The sequence below is a fragment of the Bradyrhizobium sp. CSA207 genome (genome assembly GCF_029051685.1).
Classification (GTDB): domain Bacteria; phylum Pseudomonadota; class Alphaproteobacteria; order Rhizobiales; family Xanthobacteraceae; genus Bradyrhizobium.
The window spans coordinates 62,266-88,001 of the sequence record NZ_JAACFT010000004.1; the positions used below are offsets into that span (position 1 = coordinate 62,266).

The 25,736-nt window shown below is 65.8% G+C and carries 19 protein-coding genes; 13 read left to right on the forward strand and 6 right to left on the reverse strand.

Translation table 11 applies throughout. The annotated features are described in order from the left end of the window. The first annotated feature begins 32 nt into the window (after positions 1 to 32). The 12 genes from GWG65_RS05270 (at position 33) to GWG65_RS05325 (ending at position 16,269) form a co-directional block, all read left to right on the forward strand. Positions 33 to 1,409: a sensor histidine kinase gene (locus GWG65_RS05270; RefSeq protein ID WP_275194348.1), complete on the forward strand. Its 1,377-nt coding sequence runs from the start codon at positions 33 to 35 to the stop codon at positions 1,407 to 1,409. Positions 1,410 to 1,558: 149 nt separating this feature from the next. After that, entirely contained in the window at positions 1,559 to 2,959 is a 1,401-nt protein-coding gene (locus GWG65_RS05275; RefSeq protein WP_275194349.1) for a hypothetical protein, read from the forward strand. A gap of 100 nt (positions 2,960 to 3,059) precedes the next feature. Next, positions 3,060 to 3,329, forward strand: coding sequence for a hypothetical protein (locus GWG65_RS05280; protein WP_275194546.1), 270 nt, complete (start codon positions 3,060 to 3,062; stop codon positions 3,327 to 3,329). A 131-nt stretch (positions 3,330 to 3,460) separates the two neighbouring features. Next, positions 3,461 to 4,636, forward strand: coding sequence for a c-type cytochrome biogenesis protein CcmI (gene ccmI / locus GWG65_RS05285; protein ID WP_275194350.1), 1,176 nt, complete (start codon positions 3,461 to 3,463; stop codon positions 4,634 to 4,636). Between the two features lie 37 nt (positions 4,637 to 4,673). Continuing rightward, a complete protein-coding gene (gene ccmE, locus GWG65_RS05290) occupies positions 4,674 to 5,165 on the forward strand; it encodes a cytochrome c maturation protein CcmE (protein ID WP_275194351.1) in 492 nt (163 codons plus the stop codon). Further along, complete coding sequence (locus tag GWG65_RS05295) at positions 5,162 to 7,144, forward strand: heme lyase CcmF/NrfE family subunit (RefSeq protein WP_275194352.1); 1,983 nt, start codon at positions 5,162 to 5,164, stop codon at positions 7,142 to 7,144. Before ccmE ends, GWG65_RS05295 begins: the two co-directional genes overlap by 4 nt. Positions 7,145 to 7,148: 4 nt before the next feature. Continuing rightward, on the forward strand, positions 7,149 to 7,631 hold the full coding sequence (locus GWG65_RS05300; RefSeq protein ID WP_275194353.1) for a cytochrome c-type biogenesis protein: 483 nt from the start codon (positions 7,149 to 7,151) through the stop codon (positions 7,629 to 7,631). A 104-nt stretch (positions 7,632 to 7,735) separates the two neighbouring features. Further along, the gene (locus tag GWG65_RS05305) at positions 7,736 to 9,079 is read left to right on the forward strand and encodes a HAMP domain-containing methyl-accepting chemotaxis protein (protein WP_275194354.1); all 1,344 of its coding nucleotides are present in this window, start codon (positions 7,736 to 7,738) and stop codon (positions 9,077 to 9,079) included. A 221-nt stretch (positions 9,080 to 9,300) separates the two neighbouring features. Then, on the forward strand, positions 9,301 to 10,872 hold the full coding sequence (locus GWG65_RS05310) for a Do family serine endopeptidase (RefSeq protein ID WP_275194355.1): 1,572 nt from the start codon (positions 9,301 to 9,303) through the stop codon (positions 10,870 to 10,872). A gap of 300 nt (positions 10,873 to 11,172) precedes the next feature. Further along, positions 11,173 to 11,853, forward strand: a complete 681-nt coding sequence (locus GWG65_RS05315) for a response regulator transcription factor (RefSeq protein ID WP_275194356.1) — start codon at positions 11,173 to 11,175, stop codon at positions 11,851 to 11,853. Continuing rightward, the gene (locus GWG65_RS05320; protein WP_275194357.1) at positions 11,837 to 13,291 is read left to right on the forward strand and encodes an ATP-binding protein; all 1,455 of its coding nucleotides are present in this window, start codon (positions 11,837 to 11,839) and stop codon (positions 13,289 to 13,291) included. Before GWG65_RS05315 ends, GWG65_RS05320 begins: the two co-directional genes overlap by 17 nt. Further along, positions 13,288 to 16,269 carry a bifunctional [glutamine synthetase] adenylyltransferase/[glutamine synthetase]-adenylyl-L-tyrosine phosphorylase gene (locus tag GWG65_RS05325; RefSeq protein ID WP_275194358.1) on the forward strand — a complete coding sequence of 994 codons (2,982 nt, stop codon included), beginning with the start codon at positions 13,288 to 13,290 and terminating at the stop codon, positions 16,267 to 16,269. Before GWG65_RS05320 ends, GWG65_RS05325 begins: the two co-directional genes overlap by 4 nt. On the opposite strand, the gene GWG65_RS05330 is transcribed toward GWG65_RS05325, so the two are convergent. The 5 genes from GWG65_RS05330 to GWG65_RS05350 are packed head-to-tail and all read right to left on the reverse strand — an operon-like array spanning position 16,232 to position 22,206. Next, complete coding sequence (locus GWG65_RS05330) at positions 16,232 to 16,459, reverse strand: formate dehydrogenase subunit delta (protein WP_275194359.1); 228 nt, start codon at positions 16,457 to 16,459, stop codon at positions 16,232 to 16,234. The genes GWG65_RS05325 and GWG65_RS05330 overlap by 38 nt on opposite strands. Then, positions 16,449 to 17,276, reverse strand: a complete 828-nt coding sequence (gene fdhD / locus GWG65_RS05335) for a formate dehydrogenase accessory sulfurtransferase FdhD (RefSeq protein ID WP_275194360.1) — start codon at positions 17,274 to 17,276, stop codon at positions 16,449 to 16,451. Before fdhD ends, GWG65_RS05330 begins: the two co-directional genes overlap by 11 nt. A 4-nt stretch (positions 17,277 to 17,280) precedes the next feature. After that, on the reverse strand, positions 17,281 to 20,154 hold the full coding sequence (gene fdhF / locus GWG65_RS05340) for a formate dehydrogenase subunit alpha (RefSeq protein ID WP_275194361.1): 2,874 nt from the start codon (positions 20,152 to 20,154) through the stop codon (positions 17,281 to 17,283). 10 nt (positions 20,155 to 20,164) lie between these two features. After that, positions 20,165 to 21,721, reverse strand: a complete 1,557-nt coding sequence (locus GWG65_RS05345) for an NADH-quinone oxidoreductase subunit NuoF (protein ID WP_275194362.1) — start codon at positions 21,719 to 21,721, stop codon at positions 20,165 to 20,167. Next, positions 21,718 to 22,206, reverse strand: coding sequence for a formate dehydrogenase subunit gamma (locus tag GWG65_RS05350; protein WP_275194363.1), 489 nt, complete (start codon positions 22,204 to 22,206; stop codon positions 21,718 to 21,720). Before GWG65_RS05350 ends, GWG65_RS05345 begins: the two co-directional genes overlap by 4 nt. Positions 22,207 to 22,429: 223 nt before the next feature. Here GWG65_RS05350 and GWG65_RS05355 point away from each other — a divergent pair, with 223 nt between their 5' ends. Further along, the gene (locus tag GWG65_RS05355; RefSeq protein ID WP_275194364.1) at positions 22,430 to 23,323 is read left to right on the forward strand and encodes a LysR family transcriptional regulator; all 894 of its coding nucleotides are present in this window, start codon (positions 22,430 to 22,432) and stop codon (positions 23,321 to 23,323) included. A gap of 7 nt (positions 23,324 to 23,330) precedes the next feature. On the opposite strand, the gene GWG65_RS05360 is transcribed toward GWG65_RS05355, so the two are convergent. Then, positions 23,331 to 25,661 carry an ATP-binding protein gene (locus tag GWG65_RS05360; RefSeq protein WP_275194365.1) on the reverse strand — a complete coding sequence of 777 codons (2,331 nt, stop codon included), beginning with the start codon at positions 25,659 to 25,661 and terminating at the stop codon, positions 23,331 to 23,333. Positions 25,662 to 25,736 lie beyond the last annotated feature (75 nt).

The window sequence follows — 25,736 nt, forward strand, 5'->3', positions numbered from 1 at the left end:
CCCGACATCCTGCGCCCCCCGGGATCCTTCCGATGCGCGCTAGCTCGCTTGCGAACCGGCTGTTCCTGTCGGCGACCGCGTGGCTCGTGGTGATCCTGGCCATCACCGGCGTCGTGCTGTCCTCGGTCTACAAGAACGCCACCGAGCGTGCCTTCGACCGCCGGCTCAACCTCTATCTGCGCACGCTGATCGCCGAAGTCGCCACCCCCGATGAGCCGCCGGACCGCCAGTTCCAGTCGCTCGGCGAGCCCCTGTTCGAATTGCCGCTGTCCGGCTGGTACTGGCAGATCACGCGGACCGACACCGAAAAGCCGGAGGTGCGCTCGTCGCGCTCGCTCTGGGACAAGAAGCTGCCGAAGCTGGAGGAGCAGGGCACCGAGCTCACCGCCGCCGGCATCCGGCTGGCCTATGTCGACGGGCCCGAGGGCCAGAACCTGCGAATGGTGGAGCGGCCGGTCGATCTCGGCGGCGACGGCAAATATCTCGTCAGCGTCGCGGGTGACGATACCGAGATTTTCGACGAGACGCGCAGCTTCGACTATTATCTCGGCGGGACCTTCACCGCGCTCGGCATCGTGCTGCTGCTGACCACGGTGTTCCAGGTCCGCTTCGGCCTTGCGCCGCTCAAGCGCATCTCCGAATCGATCGCCGACATCCGCTCCGGGCGGGCCGAGCGGCTCGAGGGCGAATTCCCGGTCGAGATCGCGCCCCTGGCGCGCGAGACCAACGCGCTGATCGACGCCAACCGCGAAATTGTCGAGCGGGCCCGCACCCATGTTGGCAATCTCGCCCATGCGATCAAGACGCCGCTCTCGGTCATCGTCAACGAGGCCGGCATACACGCGGCCGATCCGTTCGCGGCCAAGGTCATGGAACAGGCCGATGTGATGCGCGATCAGGTCGCCCATCATCTGGAGCGCGCACGCATCGCGGCGAGGGTCTCGGTCGTCGCGACCGTCACGGAGGTTGCGCCCGCCATCGAGGCGCTGCGGCGGACGATGGAAAAGATCCATCGCGACCGCGGCATCGTCGTCGAGGCCAGGGCCGATCCGTCCGCAAAGTTCCGCGGCGAGCGGCAGGACCTGGAGGAGATGGTCGGCAATCTCGTCGACAATGCCTGCAAATGGGCCGCCTCGCGCGTCCTCATCGATGTTTTGGTGGACGCGCCGCACCAGGCCGGCGCGGGGCCGCGCTTGCGGATCATCGTCGATGATGACGGTCGCGGCCTGTCGGAGGCCGAGCGCGCCCAGGTCTCGCGGCGCGGCCAGCGGCTTGACGAGTCGAAGCCCGGCTCCGGGCTCGGCCTGTCCATCGTGGTCGACCTCGCGGCACTTTATGGCGGCAACCTCACGCTCGGGAGCGCCCCGATCGGCGGGTTGCGGGCAGAACTTGTCCTCCCCGGAATATAATCCTCTGTTTCCACACGCTTATTTGGCCTGCAGGTCGAAACCGGTGGGATTCAGCGCAACTTCCTCAACGGCTTCTTAAGGCGGGCGCCCCTATAATCGCACCCGGACGCGTCCCTCGTCCGCTACTTCACAGTGCATTAGCCGGGCGTATGAGCCAGACATCGATCGAGCGGCTGAGAGAATATCTCGCGCAGCTCCCGCCGCAGTCGCAGGCGCTGCTGATGCGGGAGTTCGAGCGCGCGCTGGAACGTGGCCAGGAAACCGCTGTGGCGACCCTCGTGCTCGAGCAGCTGCGCAAGATCGTGCGCAAGACGGAGACCGAGGAGGCCCCGCCACCGCGCACCGACGATCTGTCGCGGCTTCTGTTCCAGGTGCTGGAACCCTTCCTGGTCGAGGCGGGCGCCCCGATCCGGGTCGGACAGATCCGCCGCGCCTCGCTCCAGCCGATCTGGCAATGGCTCGGCCGCGACGGCGCCCCGGACAAGGTGAATGAATTCGAGGCCGCGCTGGCGCGGATGCCGGCGGACAGCGCCGGGCAGGTCGAAGCGCTGGCGCAGAAGCTCCAGGCCGTAGCTGCGGACGCCATCTTTGCCCTGACCGGGCCCGGCGGCGGCGACAAGTCGCGCGCGCTCGCCCGCGTCGGTGCGCCCAACGTGATCGAGGATCTCTATTCGATCGGAGCCGTGCTCGCGGTTCGCGAGGCCATTGCCACCCTGAACGAAAAACTGCCGCGCTTCCTGCGCGCCTTCGGCGATTCCCAGATTGTCTCGGTGACTTCAGCGCTCAACATTCCCGTGCTCCAGACGCCGCAGATGCTGCCCTTCGCGCTGTCGATGGTGGTGCAGCGGATGACCGCACCCTGGCAGATCATCCGCCTCGCCATCAAGATTGCCGCATCCGACGACGAAATCCGCGTCGCGGCCACGCCCTATGGCGTCGCGGTCACCATCGCCCTGCACGATCTGTCCTGCGTTGCCGCAATCCTGCGCATGGACATCAAGCGCGGTCATTTCGACAATGTCGCCGGCAATCTCAAGGCGCTGCACGACGGCGTGCGCGGCCTGCGCACCGAGCTCGATCTGCGCAACGATTCCACCTGGGGCAAGCAGTTGACCGCGATCCGGGCCGACATCTCCAATGCGCTGCAATCGGAGATCGACAGCGTTCCCGGCCGCGTTCGCCGCATCCTGCGTCAGCGCGCCGAGAAGGACATTCTGCCGGGGGCGCGGATCGACAGCACCGAGGTGGAGGAAACCGTGGCGCTGATCGACTTCGTCGCGACCTGCCGCAACTACGCCAGCGAACTTGCGATCAACGAGGTGACACTGCGCACCTATTCCGACCTCCAGCAATATGTGGAACGCTCGACCGAGCAGCTGGTGCAGTCGCTTCGTGCCGCCGATCACAAGGTCCGCGCCTACCGGCAGCAGCAGGTGCAGGCCGCGATCCGCTTCTGCGAGGTGCTGTTCGGCGACGATTACGCCTCGCTGATGAGTCGCGCTGCCGAGAACGCGCTGACCGGCGAGCGTAAATCGTCGCGCGCAAGCTGATCCAAGCGCATATTTTTGTGATCACAATTTCTGGTTGACGGTGCCGGTGCCGGGCCCTACGGTCGCCGTGCAAGTCCGGGGAATTTCTATCTGTGGGCGCATGAAAGCACTTATCAGCTTCGTTGAAATCGAGAACCGCGTCATCTTGGCGAAGTACCAGAGATTGATGGTCAAGGCGAAGGTGGTGCTGGTCGAGAAGGGGAGCGGTCGGCTGTTGCCGGAGACCGCTACAACGATCGCTTCACCGGTTCCCGTTGGTGCGTTGCGCATCAGGTTGCCGGATGCGATCGAGCCGGGAACGTACTTCCTGAAGGCTATCAACGGGCATGGCGAGGACGCCGCCCGGAGTGTAGACTTCGAGATACACTAAGCCGTTGGATTCCCACGACTTCAAGACGGCATCCGGTCGCGGAAGATTGACAATTGTCAATTGCCGCATCATCCAGCCGTGGTGTAAAGCCACCTATGGGCGCGGCTCGCGCGCTGCCGGAAGTTTGCCTGATGACGCTATGGTTCGTGTTCGCGCTGATGACGGTCGCGGCGATCTTCGCCGTGCTTTGGCCGCTCGGCCGTCGCGCGCGCGCGCAGAGCCAAGGCTCTGAGGGTCAAGGCTCTGAAGGTCAAGAATCTGAAGGTCAAGGCTCTGAAGGTCAAGACACTGAGAATCGGGGCAGCGAGGTCGCGGTCTACAAGGACCAATTGACCGAGATCGAGCGCGATCTCGGTGCAGGCCTGATTGCGGCGCCGGAAGCCGAGGCTGCACGCGTCGAGATCAGCCGCAGGCTGCTCGCCGCCGCCGGCCATGAGCCCGCGCCAGTGCCGAAGGCGAGTCTCAAATGGCGCCGTGCCGCGGCTGTACTGGCGCTCGTCGGGCTGCCGCTCGTTGCGATCGGCGTCTACATGCCGCTCGGTTCGCCCAAGCTTCAGGACTTTCCGCTGGCGCAGCGCGGGTCCGGCATGGCGCGGTCACTCGAAACTCTCGTCGTACAGGTCGAGCAGCATCTGGAAAAGAATCCGACCGATGGGCGCGGCTGGAACGTGCTCGGGCCGGTGCTGGAGCGACTCGGCCGTTTCGACGATGCGGCGCGCGCCTACCGGAACTCGCTGACCTACAACGGCGAGAGCGCGGAACGCAGGTCCAACCTCGGCGAGGCGCTGTCGGCCGCCGCCGGCGGCGTGGTCACCGCCGAGGCCAAGACCGAATTCGAGCGTGCACGTGCACTGGACGCCGACGATCCCAAGGCGAATTATTTCCTCGGGCTCGCCGCCGAGCAGGACGGCCGCAAGGACGATGCGGCCACCATCTGGCGCGCGCTGCTTGCCAAAGCGCCGGCGGATGCGCCATGGCGTCCCGTGGTGCAATCGGCGCTGGCGCGGGTCGGCGGCGGCGGCGCGCTGCCGGCACTGTCGGACGAGACGATCGCGGCTTCCAGGGATATGAGCGAAGGCGATCGCGGCGCGATGGTGCGCGGCATGGTCGAACGTCTGGCCACGCGGTTGAAGCAGAACGGCGATGATGTCGAGGGCTGGCTGCGCCTGGTGCGCGCTTATCTCGTGATGGGCGATCGCGACAAGGCAATGGGCGCCTCGACCGACGCCCGTCAGGCGATCGCCAACGACGCCGAGCGCTTGCGCCAGCTCAACGAAGGTCTCAAGACGCTCGGGCTCGACGGATGACGATTTCGGGAAGAGACCCGCGAACAACGGATACGCCATGACCCGCAAGCAGCGACGTATGACCATCATCGGCGGCTCGCTCGCCGTGCTGGCGCTCGCGGCCGCGCTCGTGCTCAACGCCCTGCGCGACTCCATTGTGTTCTTCTCCACCCCGACCATGGTGGCGGAGAAGCACGTCGAGCCCGGCAAGCGGTTTCGCCTCGGCGGCCTGGTGCAGCCCGGCTCGCTCCAGCGCGGCGACAATCTCGCGGTGACGTTCGAAGTCGCCGACGGCGGGGCGAAGCTCCCCGTGACCTACAAAGGCATCCTGCCCGATCTGTTCCGTGAAGGGCAGGGCGTCGTCGCCGAAGGCTCGCTCGATGCCCATGGCGTGTTCAAGGCCGACACAGTGCTCGCCAAGCACGACGAAACCTACATGCCCAAGGACGTCGCCGATGCCCTGAAGAAGCAGGGGCACTGGAAGGACGATTACGGAGCGAAACCTGCGGCCACGACCGCGCAGGGCAACCCGCAGGGAGCGGTACGGTGATCGCGGAATCCGGACATTATGCGCTGGTGCTCGCGCTTGGACTGGCGCTGATCCAGTCGATCGTGCCGCTGATCGGCGCGCGCTTGCGCGACGTTGCCCTGATGAACGTGGCGCGCTCCGCCGCGCTGGCGCAGCTCCTGTTCGTCGGCGCCTCGTTCACAGCCCTCGTGATGCTGCATGTGAACTCGGATTTCTCCGTCGCCAACGTCTACGAGAACTCCCATTCCATGAAGCCCCTGATCTACAAGATCACCGGCGTGTGGGGAAACCATGAAGGCTCGATGCTGTTGTGGGTGTCGATCCTGGCGCTGTTCGGCGGCCTGGTGGCGGCGTTCGGCAACAATCTGCCGCTGTCGCTGCGCGCGCACGTGCTCGCCGTCCAGGCCTGGATCGCCAGCGCGTTCTATCTCTTCATCCTGGTGACCTCGAACCCGTTCCTGCGCATCGCCAATCCGCCGATCGAGGGACGCGATCTCAACCCGGTGCTCCAGGACATCGGCCTCGCCGTGCATCCGCCGATGCTCTATCTCGGCTATGTCGGCTTCTCGATCTCGTTCTCCTTTGCGATCGCGGCGCTGATCGAGGGGCGGATCGATGCGGCCTGGGCGCGCTGGGTGCGGCCGTGGACGCTGGTCGCCTGGATCTTCCTGACCCTCGGCATCGCCATGGGCTCCTACTGGGCCTACTACGAACTCGGCTGGGGCGGCTGGTGGTTCTGGGATCCCGTCGAGAACGCCTCGCTGATGCCGTGGCTCGCCGGCACCGCGCTGCTGCATTCCGCGCTGGTGATGGAGAAGCGCAACGCGCTGAAGGTCTGGACCCTCCTGCTGTCGATCCTGACCTTCTCGCTGTCGCTGCTCGGCACCTTCCTGGTGCGCTCGGGCGTCATCACCTCCGTGCATGCCTTCGCCACCGATCCGACCCGCGGCGTGTTCATTCTCCTGATCCTCTGCCTATTCATCGGCGGCAGCCTGTCGCTGTTCGCAGGGCGCGCCACCGCGCTGAAGCAAGGCGGCCTGTTCGCGCCGATCTCGCGCGAGGGCGCGCTGGTGTTGAACAACCTGCTGCTCACGGTGGCCTGCGCGGTCGTGCTGTTTGGCACGCTCTATCCGCTGGCGATGGAAGTGCTGGCCGATTTCAAGATGTCGGTCGGCGCGCCGTTCTACAATCTCACCTTCGTCCCGCTGTTCACCCTGCTGCTGCTCGCCGTGCCGTTCGGACCGCTCCTGGCGTGGAAGCGCGGCGACCTGCTCGGCGTCACCCAGCGCCTGCTTGCGGCGGGCGTTGCCGGGCTCGTTGTGATCGCCATCGTCTGGGCCTGGACGCGTGGTGGCAGTGCGCTGGCGCCATTAGCTATCGGGCTCGGGGTCTTCGTCATCGCCGGTGCGGCGACGGACCTCGCCGAACGGACCGGGTTGTTTCGCCTGCCGGTCGCAACGACCCTGCACCGCGCCCGCGGCCTGCCGCGCTCGGCGTGGGGCGCCGTGTTCGCGCATGCCGGCCTCGGCGTCGCGCTGATCGGCATCGTCTGCGAGACCACCTGGAACAGCGAATATATCGCGACGATGAAGCAGAACGACGTCGCCCATGTCGCCGGCTACGATCTCAAGCTCGACGGCCTGTTTTCGCGTCAGGGCCCGAACTACCGCGAGATGATCGCCGAATTCAACGTCAGCCGTGACGGCGAGACGCTCAGTGTCATGACGCCGTCCAAGCGCAGCTTCACCACCCGCGGCTCCTCGACAACCGAGGCCGCGCTGCTGACGCGAGGCGCGAGCCAGCTCTACGTCTCGCTCGGCGACGCCACCGCCGAGGGCGCAATCGCCGTGCGCATCTATCACAAGCCGCTGGTGCTCCTGATCTGGTGGGGGCCGGTCCTGATGGCATTCGGCGGCGTCTTGTCGCTGTCCGACCGGCGCTTGCGGGTCGGCGCGCCGAAGCCGGCGCGGGCCAAGCAACGCCTCCAGCCGGCGGAGTGATCCGATGCGTCGGATGATGCTTGCGATCGTTACGCTTGTGCTGCTGGCTTTGCCTGCGGCGCACGCCGTGCAGCCCGACGAGATCATGTCGGATCCCGCCACGGAGGCGCGCGCGCGCGATTTGTCGCGCGAGCTGCGCTGCATGGTCTGCCAAAACCAGTCGATCGACGATTCCGATGCGCCGCTGGCGCGCGATCTGCGACTCCTCGTGCGCGAGCGCATCGCGGCCGGTGACAGCAATTCGCAGGTGCTCGATTTCCTGGTCGCCCGCTACGGCGAGTTCGTGCTGCTGAAGCCGCGCTTCGAGCGGCAGACCTTGCTGTTGTGGCTGCTCGCGCCGCTGCTGCTGGCCGGCGGCGGCCTGGCGCTGTGGCTGCAAATCCGGCGTCGCGCACGGAATGGTGCAGACGTACCGGCCCCGCCGCTCACGCCGGACGAAGAGGCACGGCTCGCCGCCTTGATGTCCGACGACGCCCCATCGCGCTAGCTACGCAATGATACGTAGGCTGCGTTGCGCAGCGCGGTTCATGCTCTGTTGACCTTTGTCTGGAAGCTTGGCGCAAGATTCGATTCCAGACTTTGAGTGCGGCGATGTTCACCAACAGTAATCTGACGATCCGCTTCCTGGTCGGCGTTGTCGTCGCTGCATTATTGTTCCTGCTCGGCATCGGCGGCGGCACCGGATTCATCGCGGTGCTCTATCTCAACAACGAGATCACCAGCCTGTCGTCGGACTTCGCCGCGCTGAGCGGTCCCGCGCGCGACCATGCGATGCAGATCTATCAGCAGGCGCAGATCGCGTTCTCCTATTTCCTGGTCGCTTGCGGCGTGATCGCCATCATCGCCATCGCGATCTGCATCACCACCTGGTTTGCCGTGCGCAACGGGATCCTCAACCCGCTGGCGGCGATCGTGCATGCCATGCGCGAGGTCGCCGACCAGAAGTTCGATACGCCCGTTCCGGGACTCGGTGGCAGCAACGAGATTGGTCTGCTCGCCGGCGCGCTGGAGGTCTTCAAGACCAACGGGATCGAGCGGCGCCGCCTCACCGAGCAACAGTTGCACGAAGCGCAGCACCAGGCCGAGCGCTCGAAATATCTCGACGCCCGGATCAAGGGTTTCAACGAGCTCGTGGCAGGCGTCGTCGACCGCGTGGCGTCCTCGGCCGTGCATCTGAAGCGCAATGCCGAGACCCTGTCGCAGGCCCCCAACGACACCAGCAGCAAGGCCAACGCGGTGGCGAGCGCCGCAGGCCAGGCCAGCGCCAGCGTCCAGACGGTTGCGGGCTCCGCCGAGGAGATGACGAACTCGATCGGAACGATCAGCCGCCGCGTCACGGACGCGACCCAGCGTGCCGAGGGCGCGGCGGCCCAGGCCGAGAAGAGCCGCAACACCATCCACACCCTGTCGGAGGCGGCCGACAAGATCGGTGAGGTGGTGCAACTCGTGCAGGCCATCGCTTCGCAGACCAACCTTCTGGCGCTCAACGCCACGATCGAGGCCGCGCGGGCAGGTGAGGCTGGCAAGGGTTTCGCCGTGGTGGCCTCCGAGGTGAAGAGCCTCGCTCACCAGACCAGCAAGGCGACCGAGGAGATCACCTCGCACGTCGCCAGCATCCAGGGTATCACCGCCGAGACGCGCGGCGCGATCGATGGCATCTCGAAGACGCTGTCGGAGATCTCGTCGATCATGTCCGGCATCGAGGTCGACACCGCCCAGCAGCGCAACGCGACCCAGGACATCACACGCAGCGTTCAAGATGCCGCGCGCGGCACGCTCGACGTCTCCAATCACATCGTTCAGATCACCTCGACCTCCGCCGAGACCGGGCGCATGGCGGCCGAGGCCCGCGATTCCGCCGTCGATCTGTCGCAGCAGGCCGAGACTCTGAAGCGCGAAGTCGACGAATTCATCATCGGCGTCAGAGCGAGCTGAAGCAGCGGGAAAGGCGCTCCGGCGCCAGTCACCGGAACCCTGTTAAGTTCCTGCGGAATCACGATTTTTGGGCTGCGATAAACTGCCGCATCGGCTCGGGCTTTCATTACGAAAGTTTAACCCCACCGCCAGCGCACGGTAAGGCGCGAGCCCCCATCTTCAGGTCCGTACGGTGCTGCCATCCGGCACCAAAAGGAATTCAAGGCCCTGGAGACATCTGCATGACCGACCGTGATCTTTCGAACCTTCCGTCCTACCGGCAGCCCCGCCGCTCGGTGTTCTCCGCGCGCAAGATCGCGCTGATGGCCTCGGTGGTCGCCGGTCTCGGCGTCGCCGGCTATGGCTTTGGCACGTCGACCTCGCCTGCCGACCTGTTCTCCAGCCCGGCGCATGCGCAGGTCAACAACGAGGTCCGCAAGGTCGAGCGCCCCATCGGTTTCGCCGATATCGTCGAGCGCGTGAAGCCATCCGTGATCTCGGTGAAGGTCAACATCAAGGAGAAGACCGCGAGCAACGACAGCGATGAGGATTCCTCGCCGTTCCAGCCGGGCTCGCCGATGGAGCGATTCTTCCGCCGCTTCGGCGGACCGGATGGCTTCCCGGGTCAGAAGGGCGGCCGTGGCCGCGTGGTCCAGGGCCAGGGCTCCGGCTTCTTCATCTCGGCTGACGGCTATGCCGTGACCAATAACCATGTAGTCGACGGCGCCGACAAGGTCGAGGTCACGACCGATGACGGCAAGACCTATACTGCGAAGGTGATCGGCACCGACCAGCGCACTGACGTTGCCCTGATCAAGGTCGAGGGCAGCTCGAACTTCCCGTTCGCCAAGCTTGCCGACGGCAAGCCGCGGATCGGCGATTGGGTGCTCGCGGTCGGCAATCCCTTTGGCCTCGGCGGCACCGTGACGGCGGGCATCGTATCGGCCAGTGGCCGCGATATCGGCAACGGTCCGTATGACGATTTCATCCAGATCGACGCGCCCGTGAACAAGGGCAATTCCGGCGGTCCGGCCTTCAACACCGAGGGTGAGGTGATGGGTGTCAACACCGCGATCTACTCGCCCTCCGGCGGCAGCGTCGGCATCGCGTTCTCGATTCCGGCCAGCACCGTCAAGAGCGTGGTGGCGCAGCTCAAGGACAAGGGCTCGGTCAGCCGCGGCTGGATCGGTGTGCAGATTCAGCCGGTGACGTCCGATATCGCAGAGAGCCTCGGCATGAAGAAGGCCGAAGGCGCCTTGGTTGCTGAACCGCAGGCGAATGGTCCGGCTGCCAAGGCCGGCATCGAGTCCGGCGATGTGATCACGTCGGTCAACGGCGAACCCGTCAAGGACGCCCGTGAACTCGCCCGCACCATCGGCAGCTTGGCGCCCGGCGCGACCGTGAAGCTCAACGTGCTGCACAAGGGTCAGGACAAGGTCGTGAACCTCACCCTCGGTCAGTTGCCGAACACGGTCGAGGCCAAGGCCGACACCGACACTGACACCAACAAGGGTGTGAACCGCGGCACCGACGTGCCCAGGCTCGGCATGACGGTCGCGCCCGCAAATTCGGTGGCCGGCGCTGGCAAGGATGGCGTCGTGGTCACCGAAGTCGATCCCAAGAGCGCCGCGGCCGAACGCGGCTTCAAGGAAGGCGACGTGATTCTCGAGGTCGGCGGCAAGAGCGTGAGCACCGCTGGCGACGTCCGCGACGCGATCAACACGGCGCGGACGGACAACAAGAACAGCGTCCTGATGCGCGTGAAGAGCGGCGGCCAGTCGCGCTTCGTCGCGGTGCCCCTCGCCAAGGGTTAGGCCTCAAGGGTTAGGCCTCAAGGGTTAGGCCTCAGGAGGCTTGCGAAATGAAGGGTGTCGCCGGCATCAGTCGCCCCCGCCGACGGCGCCCTTCGGGGGAGCAACACAAAGTTTGCTTCCCCTGTCTACCTTCCGGTGGAATACGCCCCCCTCCGTCGGAAGGCCTAGGGCGGTGAAGTCCCCCCAGCTTCACCGCCCGCCTTTTTCTCGACCCGAGATTCTCCCGCTCGGCTTGCATGCGATTGCCGCTCGCGCCATGTTTAGAGAAGGTTGACCTCCTTGACCGCCGCCGACCGCACAATGCGCCTCCTCATCATCGAAGACGACCGCGAATCCGCCGACTACCTCGTGAAGGCGTTTCGCGAGGTCGGCCACATTGCCGACCACGCCGGCGACGGCGAGGAAGGCCTCGCTATGGCCGAGAGCGGCGATTACGACGTGCTGGTGGTGGACCGCATGCTGCCCAAACGCGACGGCCTGTCGCTGATCGGCGCGCTTCGCGACAAGGGCGAATCGACGCCGGTGCTGATTCTCTCCGCGCTCGGGCAGGTCGACGACCGTATCAAGGGCCTGCGTGCCGGCGGCGACGACTATCTGCCAAAACCATATTCCTTCGCCGAGCTGCTGGCCCGCGTCGAGGTGCTGTCACGCCGCCGCGGCGGCCCAGCCGAGGACACGCTCTACCGGGTCGGCGATCTCGAGCTCGACCGGCTCTCCCATCGCGTCGCCCGCGGCAAGGATGAGCTGACGCTTCAGCCGCGCGAATTCCGCCTGCTCGAATACCTCATGAAGCATGCCGGCCAGGTGGTGACCCGTACCATGCTCCTGGAGAACGTCTGGGACTATCATTTCGATCCGCAGACCAACGTGATCGACGTGCACATTTCGCGGCTGCGCTCCAAGATCGACAAGGGTTTCGAGCGGCCGCTGCTGCACACGATCCGCGGCGCCGGGTACATGATCCGTGACGGCATTCGGTAAACTCGTCCGCACCACGGCGTTCCGGCTGACGCTGGTCTACCTGTTTCTGTTTGCGATTTTCGCGGCCTCGCTGCTGGGCTATTTCGCCTGGAATACGCGGCGGCTGATCACCGAAGAGATTACGCAGACGGTGAATGCCGAGACCTCGGAGATCAACGAGATCTACGGCCGCCGCGGCCTGCTCGGTCTTTCGCGCGCGATCGAATATCGGGCGCTGCGGCCGGGCGCGAACCTCTATCTCGTGACCACGCCGACGGGGCAGGCGGTCGCCGGCAATGTCGGCGCGCTGGCGCCCGGCGTCATGGCGACGGCGGGCTGGTCGGAGACGGCCTATCGGCGAATCGAGGATGCGGACGAGCGCGATCATCGCGCGCTGGTGCGCGTCACCGAGATGTCGAACGGTTTCCGGCTCTTGATCGGCCGCGATCTCGACGAGCGGCGACGGCTGTTCGGTATCGTGGCGAAGGCCGCGCAATGGTCGATCCTGATCGTCGTAGTGCTCGGTCTCGGCGGCGGCGTCTTCGTCGCGCGCAGGGTGCTGACGCGCATCGACGCGATGTCCGGCACGGCGCATCGCATCATGACGGGCGATCTCAGCGAGCGCCTGCCCGTGGGGCGCAGCGGCGACGAGCTCGACCGCCTCGCCCAAAACCTCAATGCCATGCTGGAGCGTATCGAGGCGCTGATGGCGGGGCTGAAGGAGGTCTCCGACAACATCGCCCACGACCTCAAGACGCCGCTGACGCGACTTCGCAACCGCGCCGAGGAGGCACTGGCGAAATCGGGCGGCGAGGCCGATTATCGCGCCGCGCTGGAACGGACCATTGAGGAATCCGATGGCCTGATCCGCACCTTCAACGCACTGCTGATGATCGCGCGTGCGGAATCCGGGCAGGCGCGCGGCAACATGGATGATTTCGACGCCGCCGAGGTCGCCAATGGCATCCACGAGCTCTATGAGCCGCTTGCCGAAGACGATGGCATGACCTTGAATGTCAGGTGCGAACCGACGCCGGTTCACGCTAACCGCGAGCTGATCAGCCAGGCGCTCGCCAATCTGGTCGAGAATGCGATAAAATACGGCAAGCCGGCGGCTCAGGCGGCGGGAACCGTAGTGAGCCTGGACAGCCGGCAGATCACGATCGAGGCGAAGCGCGAGGGCGATCAGGTGCTGCTCAGCGTCACCGATCGTGGCCTCGGCATCCCCGAGGCCGACCGCAAGCATGTCGTCGAGCGATTCGTGCGGTTGGAGGCCAGCCGCACGCTGCCGGGCTCCGGGCTCGGTCTCAGCCTCGCCTCGGCGGTCGCGACATTGCATGGCGGCGAATTGCGGCTGGGCGATGCGCAGCCCGGTCTCGTCGCCACGCTGGTACTGCCGGCGCGCGCAGGCGACAGGGTTGCTCCTCCGATGCAGGATGTGCCACAGAAGGTGGCATGAACCACTCCGCGCCGGGAAACGCGGACAAGCATGGCGAGGGCCTGGCCGCGCGTTTCGCGGAGGCTCCCCATATTGCCGCTTCCGCAATTGACGAACGACGTTTTGGAAATTGGCTGGCCGGGCTCGAGCCGGCACAGTCCGTCCGTCTTGAAGCATTTCTGGTCCATCCCCTGGCGCGGGATATTCTGGCCGGCATCGCGGAATTCTCGCCTTATCTGTTCGAGTTGATGCGCGCCGATCCGCCGCGCCTGATCCGGCTTCTGCAATGCGATCCGGATACGCATCTCAAGGCGTTGATTGCAGAGGCGAGAAGCGCGGTGCTCGCTGCACCCGATGAGGCCGAAGTGATGCGGCTGCTTCGCCGCATGAAGGCGGAGGCGGCGCTTCTGACCGCGTTGTGCGATATCGGCGGGGTCTGGCCGGTGATGCGCGTGACAGCGGCCCTGACCGATGTTGCCGTGTCCAGCGTGCAGGCGGCGCTCCAATACCTGCTGCGGCAGGAATCCGCTCGTGGAAAGCTCTCGCCACCCGATCCCGAGGCGCCGGAAGAGGGCTGCGGCCTGATCGTGCTCGCGATGGGCAAGATGGGTGCGGGCGAGCTGAATTATTCCAGCGACATCGACCTCATCGTGTTCTTCGATCCCGACAACACGACGCTGGCGCCCGATATCGAGCCGCAGCCGTTCTTCGTCCGCCTGACGCAAGCCATGGCGCGCATTCTCCAGCAGCGCACCTATGACGGCTACGTCTTCCGCGTCGATCTGCGCCTGCGTCCCGATCCGTCCTCGACGCAGGTGGCGATCTCCCGGCACGCCGCGCTCAATTACTATGAGCGGGAAGGGCGCACCTGGGAGCGCGCCGCGATGATCAAGGCGCGTGCTTGCGCCGGCGATCTTAAGGCTGGCGACACACTGCTCGCCGAGATCGCTCCCTTCGTCTGGCGCAAGCATCTCGACTTCGCCGCGCTTGCCGACGTCCACGATATGAAGCGGCAGATGCAGACCTATCGCGGGCAGAGTGAAATCGCGGTCGAAGGCCATAACGTCAAGGTCGGGCGCGGCGGCATCCGCGAGATCGAATTTTTTGCGCAGACGCAGCAGTTGATCGCCGGCGGCCGCCATCCGAAGTTGCGGGTGCGGCCGACGCTCGCCGCGCTCGACGTGCTCGCCGCCAGCAACTGGATCACTTTCACGGCGCGCGACGAGTTGGCCATGGCATACGCGTTTCTGCGCCGGGTCGAGCACCGCCTCCAGATGATCGCCGACGAGCAGACCCATGCCTTGCCCGACGACAAGAAGGCGGTCGAGCGCTTTGCCTGGTTCTTCGGCTACCCGGATCGCGAGGCTTTTGCGCGCGATCTGCTGAGCCAGCTCGAAGTCGTCCAGGGGCACTACGAAAAACTGTTCGAGGGCGACGATCCGACCGGCACGGCGAGATTGCCGGCGATCGACTACCGCGCCGGTCCCGAGGAGCCGCGCCTGCTCCAGCATCTGGCGTCGCTCGGCTTCAAGAAGCCCGCTGCCGTCGCGCGGACCATGCGCGACTGGATCGACGGCGACTATCGCGTGTTCCGCGTTGAGGCGACGCGAAGCGCCTTCGTCGAGTTCGTGCCGGCCCTGATCGACGGTCTCGCGCATGCCGAGGAGCCGGACCGCGCGGTGGTCGCGTTTGATCATTTTCTTCAGGCGCTGCAGCGCGGCGGGCGGCTGATCACGCTGCTCGGCCAGAACCGCGATCTCGTCGCGCTGGTGGCGCTGGTGCTCGGTGCGGCACCGCGGCTCGGCGAGATGCTGGCGCGTAAGCCGCAGCTCATGGACGGTCTGATCGATCCGCGCTTCTTCGGCGCGATGCCGGACCGACAGGAATTGTCGGCGCGGCTCGCGGCCACGGTGCAGGACGCGAGTTCCTACGAGGAGTTTCTGGATCGCCTGCGCCTGTTCGGACAGGAGAGCCTGTTCCTGATCGGCACGCGCATTCTCTCCGGCACCGTCTCGGCGCAACAGGCGAGCACCGCGTTCGCCGACGTCGCCGAAGGCATCGTCCATACCGTGCATGACCTCGTCGCCGACCGTTTCGCCGCCCAGCACGGCCGCATCCAGGGGCAGGAAACCGCGATCATCGCCATGGGCCGGCTCGGCAGCCGCGAAATGACCGCGTCCTCCGATCTCGACCTGATCCTGCTCTATGATTTCGACAGCGAGGCACCAGACTCCGATGGGCCGAAATCGCTGCAGGGCGCGCATTATTTTGCCCGCTTCACCCAGCGCCTGATCAGCGCCTTCACCACGCGAACCAATTACGGCGTGCTCTATGAGATCGACATGCGGCTGCGTCCCTCCGGGCGCGCCGGTCCGGTGGCGTCAAGCCTCGTCTCCTTCGCGGACTACCAGGCCAACGAGGCCTGGACCTGGGAGCACATGGCGCTGACGCGCGCGCGCGTGGTGTCGGCCTCGCCCGAGTTTCGCGAACGGATTGCGGCCGTGATCCGCGATGTCCTGACCCGTCGCCGCGACCCGGTGATCATCGCAACCGACGTCGCCGACATGCGGCATGCGATCGCGCAGGAGAAGGGCGAGACGGATTGCTGGGATCTGAAATATGCCGCCGGCGGCATGATCGACATCGACTTCATCGCGCAATATCTCCAGCTCGTCCATGCTCACGCAAAGCCGGAAATCCTCGATGTCGGCACGATGCAGGTGCTGGAGAATGCCGCCAGGCTGGGTGTGCTCCCGCAATCCGAGGCCGAAATCCTGCGTGCAGCAACGCGGCTCTATTACGACCTCACGCAGATCCTGCGGCTTTGCGTCAGCGATCGCTTCAGGCCGGAAACGGCGGGCACCGACCTTCAGCGGATGATGGCGCGGGCCGGCGATGCGCCGGATTTCTCATCGCTCGAGGCGCGCGTGAAGGAAACGCAGGCCGAGGTACGGCGCGTGTTCAGGGCGTTGCTGGAAGGCTCTGCTTCAGCGAGGTAAGGGCTTCGCGGACATTCGGCTCCAGGCCCGCACCGCCGGCATCGAGATGGGCGAAGATCGCGCGCTTCATCCTTGGATCCCAGAACTTCTTGATGTGCTCGGTGATCCCCGGCACGGCCTTGTCGTGGCCCTGGCTGCGGAAGAAGGTGCCAATCTGGTTGGCCATGTAGATCAGGCGATCAGGCGACATCCGCAACCTCCGTGGCATGGCGGGCCACGACCCGGCTGCCATGCGTAAACACTTCGAACCCGTCCTGCCGGGCAATCGCAATCAGCGTGATGCCGGCTGCTTCCGCGGCGCGCACCGCAAGCGCAGTGGGCGCGGAGACTGCGACCATCACCGGCGCACCGATTGCGGCGGTCTTCTGCACCATTTCCACCGAGACGCGGCTCGTCAACAGCACCAGGCCGCCGCTCGCATCCGTCCGGCTGCGCGCCAGCGAACCGGCGAGCTTGTCGAGTGCGTTATGGCGGCCGACGTCCTCGCGCAGCGCCACGATGCCGCGCGGCGGCGACCAGAACGCCGCGGCATGGACGGCGCGGGTTTGCAGATTGATCGACTGTAGCGGCGCGATGGCCTGCATCGCCGCCATGATCTGCTCCGGGGTGAAGGTCTGCCCCTGCGGCACCACGGCTGCCGGCCGCACGGCTTCAGCAATCGAATCGATGCCGCAGATTCCGCAGCCGGTCGGGCCTGCGATGTGGCGCCGGCGCTCGCTGATCCGCCCGGCGTTCTCTGATGTCAGCCACATGCGCAGTTCGATCCCCTCGTCGAGACGGACCACCTCGAGCGACCGGATCTCATCGACGGATTTGACGATACCTTCGTCCAGGCTGAAGCCGACGGCAAAATCTTCCAGGTTCTGCGGCGTACCCATCATGACGGCATAGGTGCCGCCATTATAGGTCAGCGCCAGCGGCGTCTCCTCGGGGACCAGCCGTGCCCCTTCGGACGCAGCACCGTTGCGCCATATCTCGCGGTCGATGGCCTGGACCGGCACGTGCATGCCGCTACTCCGCGGCTTCGGCCGGCGCGATGCGGCGGGAGTGCCGCGCCTGCGCATCATAGCTCTTCTGCCAGTCGGACGGGCCGTTGGACGGCGAGATCTGCACCGCCGTGACCTTGTATTCGGGACAGTTGGTCGCCCAGTCCGAAAAGTCGGTCGTAATCACGTTCGCCTGCGTGTCCGGGTGGTGGAAGGTGGTGTAGACCACGCCCGGCGCGACGCGGTCGGTAATCTCCGCGCGCAGCGTGGTCTCGCCGGCGCGGCTCTGCAGCCGCACCCAGTCGCCGTCACGCACGCCGCGCTGCTCGGCGTCGTGGGGATGGATCTCCAGCCGGTCCTCGGCATGCCAGACCACGTTCTCGGTGCGGCGCGTCTGCGCGCCGACATTGTACTGGCTGAGGATACGGCCGGTGGTGAGCAGCAGCGGAAAGCGGGGGCCGGTGCGTTCGTCGGTGGCAACATATTCAGTGACGACAAACTTGCCCTTGCCGCGGACGAAGCCGTCGATGTGCATCACCGGCGTGCCCTCCGGCGCTTTCTCGTTGCAGGGCCACTGCACCGAGCCGAGCTCGTCCAGCCTGGCGTAGGAGACGCCGGCGAAGGTCGGCGTCAGCGCCGCGATCTCGTCCATGATCTCGGACGGGTGACTGTAGTGCATGTCGAAGCCCATGGCCTTGGCAAGGCCGATCGTGACCTCCCAGTCGGCGAGCCCGTTCTTCGGCGTCATCACCTTGCGCACGCGCTGGATGCGGCGCTCGGCATTGGTGAAGGTGCCGTCCTTCTCGAGGAAGCTCGAGCCGGGCAGGAAGACGTGGGCGTAGTTCGCGGTTTCGTTCAGGAAGAGGTCGTGAACGATGACGCATTCCATCGCCGACAGCGCCGCGACCACATGCTTGGTGTTCGGGTCGGATTGCAGGATGTCCTCGCCCTGGACATAGATGCCCATGAACGTGCCTTCGATCGCGGCATCGAACATGTTGGGAATGCGCAGGCCCGGCTCGGGGTTGAGCTTGACGTTCCACAGCGCCTCGAACTGGTCGCGCACGGCATCGCCTGAGATATGGCGGTAGCCGGGCAGTTCGTGCGGGAACGAGCCCATGTCACAGGAGCCCTGCACGTTGTTCTGGCCGCGCAGCGGGTTCACGCCGACGCCGGGGCGGCCGATATTGCCGGTCGCCATCGCGAGGTTGGCGATCGCGATCACGGTGGTCGAACCCTGGCTGTGCTCGGTGACGCCGAGGCCGTAATAGATCGCGCCGTTGCCGCCGGTGGCGTAGATCCGTGCGGCTTCGCGCAGGTCCTTCGGATCGACGCCGGTCAGGATCGCGGTCGCCTCCGGGCTGTTCCTCGGCTGGGCGACGAATGCGGCCCATTCCTCGAACTCGCTCCAGTCGCAGCGCTCGCGCACGAAGGCTTCGTTGACGAGGCCCTCGGTCACGATGACATGGGCCAGCGCCGTCACGACGGCGACGTTGGTGCCGGGCATCAGCGGCAGATGCAGCGCCTTGACGTGAGGCGATTCCACCATCTCGGTGCGGCGCGGATCGATCACGATCAGCTTTGCGCCCTGACGCAGCCGCTTCTTCAGGCGCGATGCGAAGACCGGATGAGCCGAGGCCGGATTTGCGCCGATGATCATGGCGACGTCGGTATTCTCCACCGAGTCGAAGTCCTGCGTGCCGGCCGACGTGCCGAAGGTCTGCGACAGGCCATAGCCGGTCGGCGAATGGCAGACGCGTGCGCAGGTGTCGACATTGTTGTTGCCGAAGCCGGCGCGGATCAGCTTCTGCACCAGATAGGTTTCTTCGTTGGTGCAGCGCGACGAGGTGATGCCGCCGATGGCGTCGCGGCCGTATTTTTTCTGGATGCCGCGCATCTTCGTGGCGGCAAACGAGAACGCTTCATCCCACGACACCTCGCGCCAGGGATCCTCGATCCTTTCGCGGATCATCGGCCGGAGGATTCGTTCCTTGTGGTTGGTGTAGCCCCAGGCGAAACGGCCCTTGACGCAGGAATGGCCGCGATTGGCCTTGCCGTCCTTGTAGGGCACCATACGGACGACTTCCTCGCCGCGCATCTCGGCCTTGAAGGCGCAGCCGACGCCGCAATAGGCGCAGGTGGTGACCACGGAGTGCTCGGGCTGGCCGATCTCGATCACGGATTTTTCCGTCAGCGTCGCAGTCGGGCAGGCCTGCACGCAGGCGCCGCAGGAGACGCATTCGGAGCCGAGGAAGCTCTCGCTCATGCCAGGCGAGACGCGGCTGTCGAAGCCGCGCCCGGAGATGGTGAGCGCAAAGGTGCCTTGCACCTCCTCGCAGGCGCGGACGCAACGCGAACAGACGATGCACTTGGAGGGATCGTAGGTGAAATAGGGATTGGACTCGTCCTTCGGCATCCAGGCGTCGTTCGCTTCGCCATTGGATTTTGCGAAGACATGGTTCTCGCCTTCATAGCCGTAGCGCACGTCGCGCAGGCCGACGGCGCCGGCCATGTCCTGCAATTCGCAATCGCCGTTGGCGCCGCAGGTGAGGCAGTCGAGCGGATGGTCCGAGATGTAGAGCTCCATCACGCCCTTGCGCAGCGTCTTCAGCCGCTCCGTCTGGGTGTGCACGACGAGGCCGGACATCACGGGTGTAGTGCAGGAGGCTGGCGTGCCGGCACGGCCCTCGATCTCGACGAGGCAGAGGCGGCAGGAGCCGAACGCATCCACCATGTCAGTCGCGCAGAGCTTGGGGATCTGATGGCCTGCATCCATCGCGGCACGCATGATCGAGGTGCCTTCGGGCACCGTGACCTCTTTGCCGTCGATGGTCAGCGTGACCATCGTTGCCGATTTCGAACGCGGCGTGCCGAAGTCGATTTCTTCGATCAGAGACATCGTCGTTCTCCTATTCCGCGGCCTGAAGCGTGGTCGGGGCCGGGACGAAATCCTCCCGGAAGTGCTTCAGTGCGCTGAGCACCGGGTAGGGCGTGAAGCCGCCGAGCGCGCAGAGCGATCCGAATTTCATGGTGTTGCAGAGGTCTTCAACGATCGCGAGGTTTTCGCTCACGCGCTCGCCGCGCATGATCTTCTCGATGGTCTCGACGCCGCGGGTCGAGCCGATCCGGCAGGGCGTGCATTTGCCGCAGGATTCGACGGCGCAAAATTCCATTGCGAAGCGCGCCTGCCTGCGCATGTCGACGCTGTCGTCGAACACGACGATGCCGCCATGGCCGATCAGGCCGTCGCGCGCAGCGAAGGCCTCGTAGTCGAACGGTGTGTCGAACAGGCCGCGGGGGAAATAGGCGCCGAGCGGTCCGCCGACCTGCACCGCGCGGACCGGACGGCCAGTGGCGGTGCCGCCGCCGATGTCGTCGACAAGCTCGCCCAGCGTCACGCCGAACGCGGTCTCGAACAGCCCGCCATGGCGGACGTTGCCGGCAAGCTGGATCGGCATCGTGCCGCGCGAGCGGCCCATGCCGAAATCGGCATAGGCCTTGGCACCTTCGGCGAGAATGAAGGGGATTGCTGCGAACGACAGCACGTTGTTGATCACCGTGGGCTTGCCGAACAGGCCGCGATGCGCCGGCAGCGGCGGCTTTGCGCGCACGAGGCCGCGGCGGCCCTCGAGGCTTTCCAGCAGCGAGGTCTCTTCGCCGCAGACGTAGGCGCCGGCGCCGACCCGCACTTCGAGATCGAAGCTATGCATGGAGCCGTCGATCTTGTCACCGAGATAGCCGCCGCGCTTTGCCGCAGTGATCGCCGCGTTCATCGCTTCGACCGCATGCGGATATTCGCTGCGGATGTAGATATAGCCCTTGGTCGCGCCGACGGTGATCGCGGCGGTCGTCATGCCCTCGATGACGAGGAAGGGATCGCCTTCCATGATCATGCGGTCGGCAAAGGTGCCGCTGTCGCCTTCATCGGCGTTGCAGACGATGAACTTGCGATCGCTCTTCGCTTGCGCGACCGTCTTCCACTTGATGCCGGTCGGGAACCCCGCGCCACCGCGGCCGCGCAATCCGGACGCGGTGACCTCGGCAAGTGTCGCATCGGAGCCGAGCGACAGGGCGCGCTCCAGGCCCTTGTAGCCGCCATGAGCGCGGTAATCCCCAAGCGAGCGCGGATCGGTCACGCCGCAGCGCGCGAAGGTGAGGCGGGTCTGGCGCTTCAGCCAGGGGATCTCGTCGGTGGCCCCTAACCGCAGCAGATGCGGGGTGTTGCCGGCGAGCGCATCGAGCAGCGAAGGCACATCGTTCTCGCTGACCGGGCCGAACGCGATCCGGCCGTGCGGCGTCGCGACCTCGACCAGCGGTTCCAGCCAGTACAAGCCGCGAGAGCCGGTCCTGACGATCTCGACGGCAACGCCACGCACGGCCGCAGCCTGTTGCAGCGCCAGCGCAACCTCGTCGGCGCCGACAGCAACCGCACCCGCATCGCGCGAGACGAACAGACGCATGCTCATCGTTGCGCCTCCGCCACCAGCGCATCGAGACGTTTCTCGTCGAGCCGGCCGACGAGGCGCCCGTCGAGCATCGCCGACGGCGCAGTCGCACAGAGGCCGAGGCAGTAGATCGGCTCCAGCGTAACGCGATCATCGGCCGTCGTGTTGCCGAGCGACACGCCAAGCCTGGCCTCGGCGCGTGCAGCCAGCGCTTCGCCGCCCGCAGCCTGGCAGGCTTCCGCGCGGCAGAGTTTCAGCACATGGCGGCCGGCCGGCTTGTGGCGGAAATCATGGTAGAACGTGAACACACCGTGGACCTCGGCGCGCGACAGATTGAGCGCCCGCGCCACCATGGGAATGGCTGCCTCCGGCACGTAGCCGAAGGCCTCCTGGAGCGCGTGCAGGACGACCAGCGTCGCGCCTTCCTGGCTGGCATGTTCGGCGATGATCTCGGCGCCGCGCGTTTCGTCCCAAAGTTCGTGATGAGCTTCGTAAACCGCTGTCATTCTTCATTCTCGGCCGGAGTGACTGACCCCTATGAGTATTTGGAATCGTTCGAAGATCAATAAAGCTGTCTCATGCTGCGATTGCGAATTCAGATCGATTTCCCAGCGCAATCGGTCGATACGAAAATGCGATTGGCGCCGTTCGGTCCGGCGGTTTTTGCGTGTTGAGAGGGGGAGGCCGTGCTAGCTTGCATGCCACGGCAGAATCCGAGGGGACGTACGGTTGCTCGACAAGCTTGAACTGTTGCTGGCGCTGGCGAAGGAGCGGCATTTCGGCCGGGCCGCCGAGGTGTGCGGCGTGACGCAACCGACCATGTCGACCGGGCTGAAGCAGCTCGAGGAGATTCTCGGCGTGATGCTGGTCCAGCGCGGATCGCGCTTCCAGGGCTTTACCCCCGAGGGCGAGCGGGCGCTGGATTGGGCGCGGCGGATCGTGGGCGATGCCCGCGCCATGCGCCAGGAGATCAATTCGCTGAAGGACAAGCTCTCCGGCGAGATCCGCATCGCCGCGATCCCGACCGTGCTCGGTATGGTCGCCGCGCTGACGACGCCGTTCCGCGCCAGGCATCCCGACGTGCGCTTCCGCATCCAGTCCACCACCTCGTCCGAGGTGCTGGGATTGCTCGAAAATCTCGAGGTCGACGCGGGGCTGACCTATATCGAGAACGAGCCGATCGGCAAGGTCCGCACCATCCCGCTCTACAACGAGAGCTATCGTCTTCTGACCGCGCCGGACGCGATGTTTGGCGACCGCGAGACCGTGACGTGGAAGGAGGTCGGGCAGGTGCCGCTATGCCTCCTGACGCCCGACATGCAGAACCGCCGCATCATCGATCGCGCGCTGCGCTCGGTCGGCGCGGAGGCGACACCGACGCTGACCTCGAACTCGCTGCTCGTGCTGTTCACGCATGTGAAGACGGGGCGCTGGGCGAGCGTGATGCCGGCGAAGCTGGCCGAGACGCTCGGCCTTTCCGATACCGTGCGCTCGATTCCGATCATCGATCCCGAGGTCAATTACAGCATCGGCATGGTGATCCCGCAGCGCGATCCGATGACGCCGCTGATCGCCGCGCTGGTCAATGTCGCGCGCGAGGTGGCGCCTACGCTGCAGCTCTAGCACGGCTTCACGCCGCGGCGGAAACCCCGATTGCCACCTTCTTGGCGTCGCGCGGCAGCGTCACGCGCACGACGGTGCCGACCTTGAGCTTGGAGCGCAACCGCATCGAACCGCCATGGAGCTGTGCCAGCGAGCGGGCGATCGCAAGCCCCAGTCCCGAGCCGTGATAAGTCTTCGTGAGCTGGCTCTCGACCTGCTCGAACGGGCGCCCCAGCCGCGCCAGCGAATGCGGCGCAATGCCGATGCCGGTATCGGCGATCATCAGCACGATCCTGTCGTCGAGCTGCCGGCTACGCACCACGATGCGGCCGCCGTCCGGCGTGAACTTCACCGCATTCGAGAGCAGGTTGACGATGATCTGCTTGGTCGCGCGCCGGTCCGCGACGACGGAGATGGAGTTTGCGATGTCCGCATCGAGCGTCAGGTGCTTGTCTTGCGCGCGGCCGGAGACGACGCGCAGGGACTCGGCGAGCGTCCGTGCCAGGTCGAGCTCTTCCATGTCGAGCTTCATGCGGCCGGCCTCGATCTTGGACATGTCGAGGATGTCGTTGATGACCTCAAGCAGGTAATGCCCGCTGGTCAGGATGTCGTGGCAATATTCCTGGTACTTCTCCGAGCCGAGATCGCCGAACATGCCTGAGCCCATGATCTCGGAGAAGCCGATGATCGCGTTGAGCGGCGTGCGCAGCTCGTGGCTCATATTGGCGAGGAATTTCGACTTGGTCTGGTTGGCTTCCTCGGCCCGGGTTTTCTCGCGCTGATACTTCTCGGCGAGATCGGCGAGCTCGCCTGCCTGGCGTTCGAGCGCCGCCTGAGAGCGCTTCAGGTCGATGACGGTGGCACGCAGGCGCAGATCGTTGTCGACGAGCTTCTGCTCGTGCTCCTTGATGCGGGTGATGTCGGTGCCGACCGAGACGTAGCCGCCGTCCTTGGTGCGGCGCTCGCTGATGTGCAGCCAGCTGCCGTCGTCGAGCTGCGCCTCGAAGGTGCGCGCGCCCGGGCTCTGGCTTGCGGTCTCGTTGTGACGGGTGCGGACCTCCGGCATGCGGCCGACTTCGAGCACGGTCTCGTAGGACGTGCCGGGAATGACGGCGCTGTCGGGCAGCCTGTGCAGGCGCTGGAAGTGAGAATTGCAGAGCACGAGGCGGTCGCTGGCGTCCCACAGCACGAAGGCCTCGGGAATGGTCTCGATCGCGTCGCGCAGCCGCAGGTCGGCTTCCACAGTCCTCTCGGCGAGGCTCTTCTGCTCGGTGATGTCGACCGCGATGCCGATCAGGTGGACGCTGGAGTCGGTTGCGCCGCGCGTCTTTTCGCAGCGGACGCGCAGCCAGATCCAGTGGCCATCGACATGCTGCATGCGGAAGGTCTGGTCGATGTGGTCGATCTTCTCGGAGATGAGCTGGTCGGCTATCGCGAACAGGTCGATATCGTCGGACTTCACCAGCGCGTTGACCTCGCCGAAGGTGAGGAGCTCGTTGCGGCCGTCGAGGCCGAGCATCGAGAACATCGACTGCGACCAGAAGATTCGGCCGCGCGACAGATCCCAGTCCCACAGGCCGCAGCGGCCGCGGTTGAGCGCGGTGTCGATCCGGCCGCGCACGGCGTCGTTGATCAGGTCGCCCTCGCGGGCGCGGGTCGACTGCCAGTGGAAGGCGAAGCCGAGGATCAGGACCACGAAGCCGGTGGTCGCCGACAGCGTCACCGAGAGCGCCGCGTCCGAGCCCCAGATCGGCTCGTTGCGCTCCTGGATCACGTTGACGAGGCCTGGCAGCGACTTGATCGGGCGCGAGGTCGCCATCGCGGCGTTGCCGTTCGGCAGTGTCATGTCGGCGACGTCGGTGTCGCGCGGCGGCGCCGCCAGCAATTGCGCCGTCGTGATCGAATCGAGCAGGCGGTCGTTGCCGGCAGGATCGCCGTCGACGGGGATGCGCGCGAGGATGCGGCGGTCGACGCCGGCCGAGGTGACGATGACGTGGCGGCCCAAAGCCGTGCCCCAGGACGGGATCAGGTCGGGCAGCAGCGTCGGCAGGCTCTCGATGTTCTTCAGCCGCTCCTGCCGTGCGGAGGTGAGGCGGTCGATGCGTTCGGCGAGCAGGTCGGCCAGCGCCGAGATGTCATGCCGGATCACCAGGCGCTTCTGGCGCGTCTGATCGACGACCTGGACGAAGGCGCCGAGGCAGATCGTGATGAGGAAGGCAATGATCAGCGTCGGCACGGCGCGGCGCAGCGCCGGCTCTGCGATCAGGAGCCGATGATAGGCAGGTTTCGCGATCGATTGCGCCAATCCTTTGATCGAATCGGATTGGACACACGCGTTCGCGGCGTCTGCACGCGCCATGCCTTCGGCCCCCTGAAAACCTGCTTGCGACTAGGTCCGGAAAGCAGCCCCACGTCGCTTCCGAATCACAGCGAT

Coding starts and splice junctions, on each gene's coding strand:
- GWG65_RS05270 (WP_275194348.1), top strand. CDS start 33: ATGCGCGCTAGCTCGCTTGCGAACCGGCTGTTCCTGTCGGCGACCGCG.
- GWG65_RS05275 (WP_275194349.1), top strand. CDS start 1,559: ATGAGCCAGACATCGATCGAGCGGCTGAGAGAATATCTCGCGCAGCTC.
- GWG65_RS05280 (WP_275194546.1), top strand. CDS start 3,060: ATGAAAGCACTTATCAGCTTCGTTGAAATCGAGAACCGCGTCATCTTG.
- ccmI (WP_275194350.1), top strand. CDS start 3,461: ATGACGCTATGGTTCGTGTTCGCGCTGATGACGGTCGCGGCGATCTTC.
- ccmE (WP_275194351.1), top strand. CDS start 4,674: ATGACCCGCAAGCAGCGACGTATGACCATCATCGGCGGCTCGCTCGCC.
- GWG65_RS05300 (WP_275194353.1), top strand. CDS start 7,149: ATGCGTCGGATGATGCTTGCGATCGTTACGCTTGTGCTGCTGGCTTTG.
- GWG65_RS05305 (WP_275194354.1), top strand. CDS start 7,736: ATGTTCACCAACAGTAATCTGACGATCCGCTTCCTGGTCGGCGTTGTC.
- GWG65_RS05310 (WP_275194355.1), top strand. CDS start 9,301: ATGACCGACCGTGATCTTTCGAACCTTCCGTCCTACCGGCAGCCCCGC.
- GWG65_RS05315 (WP_275194356.1), top strand. CDS start 11,173: ATGCGCCTCCTCATCATCGAAGACGACCGCGAATCCGCCGACTACCTC.
- GWG65_RS05325 (WP_275194358.1), top strand. CDS start 13,288: ATGAACCACTCCGCGCCGGGAAACGCGGACAAGCATGGCGAGGGCCTG.
- GWG65_RS05330 (WP_275194359.1), bottom strand. CDS start 16,459: ATGTCGCCTGATCGCCTGATCTACATGGCCAACCAGATTGGCACCTTC.
- fdhD (WP_275194360.1), bottom strand. CDS start 17,276: ATGCACGTGCCGGTCCAGGCCATCGACCGCGAGATATGGCGCAACGGT.
- fdhF (WP_275194361.1), bottom strand. CDS start 20,154: ATGTCTCTGATCGAAGAAATCGACTTCGGCACGCCGCGTTCGAAATCG.
- GWG65_RS05345 (WP_275194362.1), bottom strand. CDS start 21,721: ATGAGCATGCGTCTGTTCGTCTCGCGCGATGCGGGTGCGGTTGCTGTC.
- GWG65_RS05350 (WP_275194363.1), bottom strand. CDS start 22,206: ATGACAGCGGTTTACGAAGCTCATCACGAACTTTGGGACGAAACGCGC.
- GWG65_RS05360 (WP_275194365.1), bottom strand. CDS start 25,661: ATGGCGCGTGCAGACGCCGCGAACGCGTGTGTCCAATCCGATTCGATC.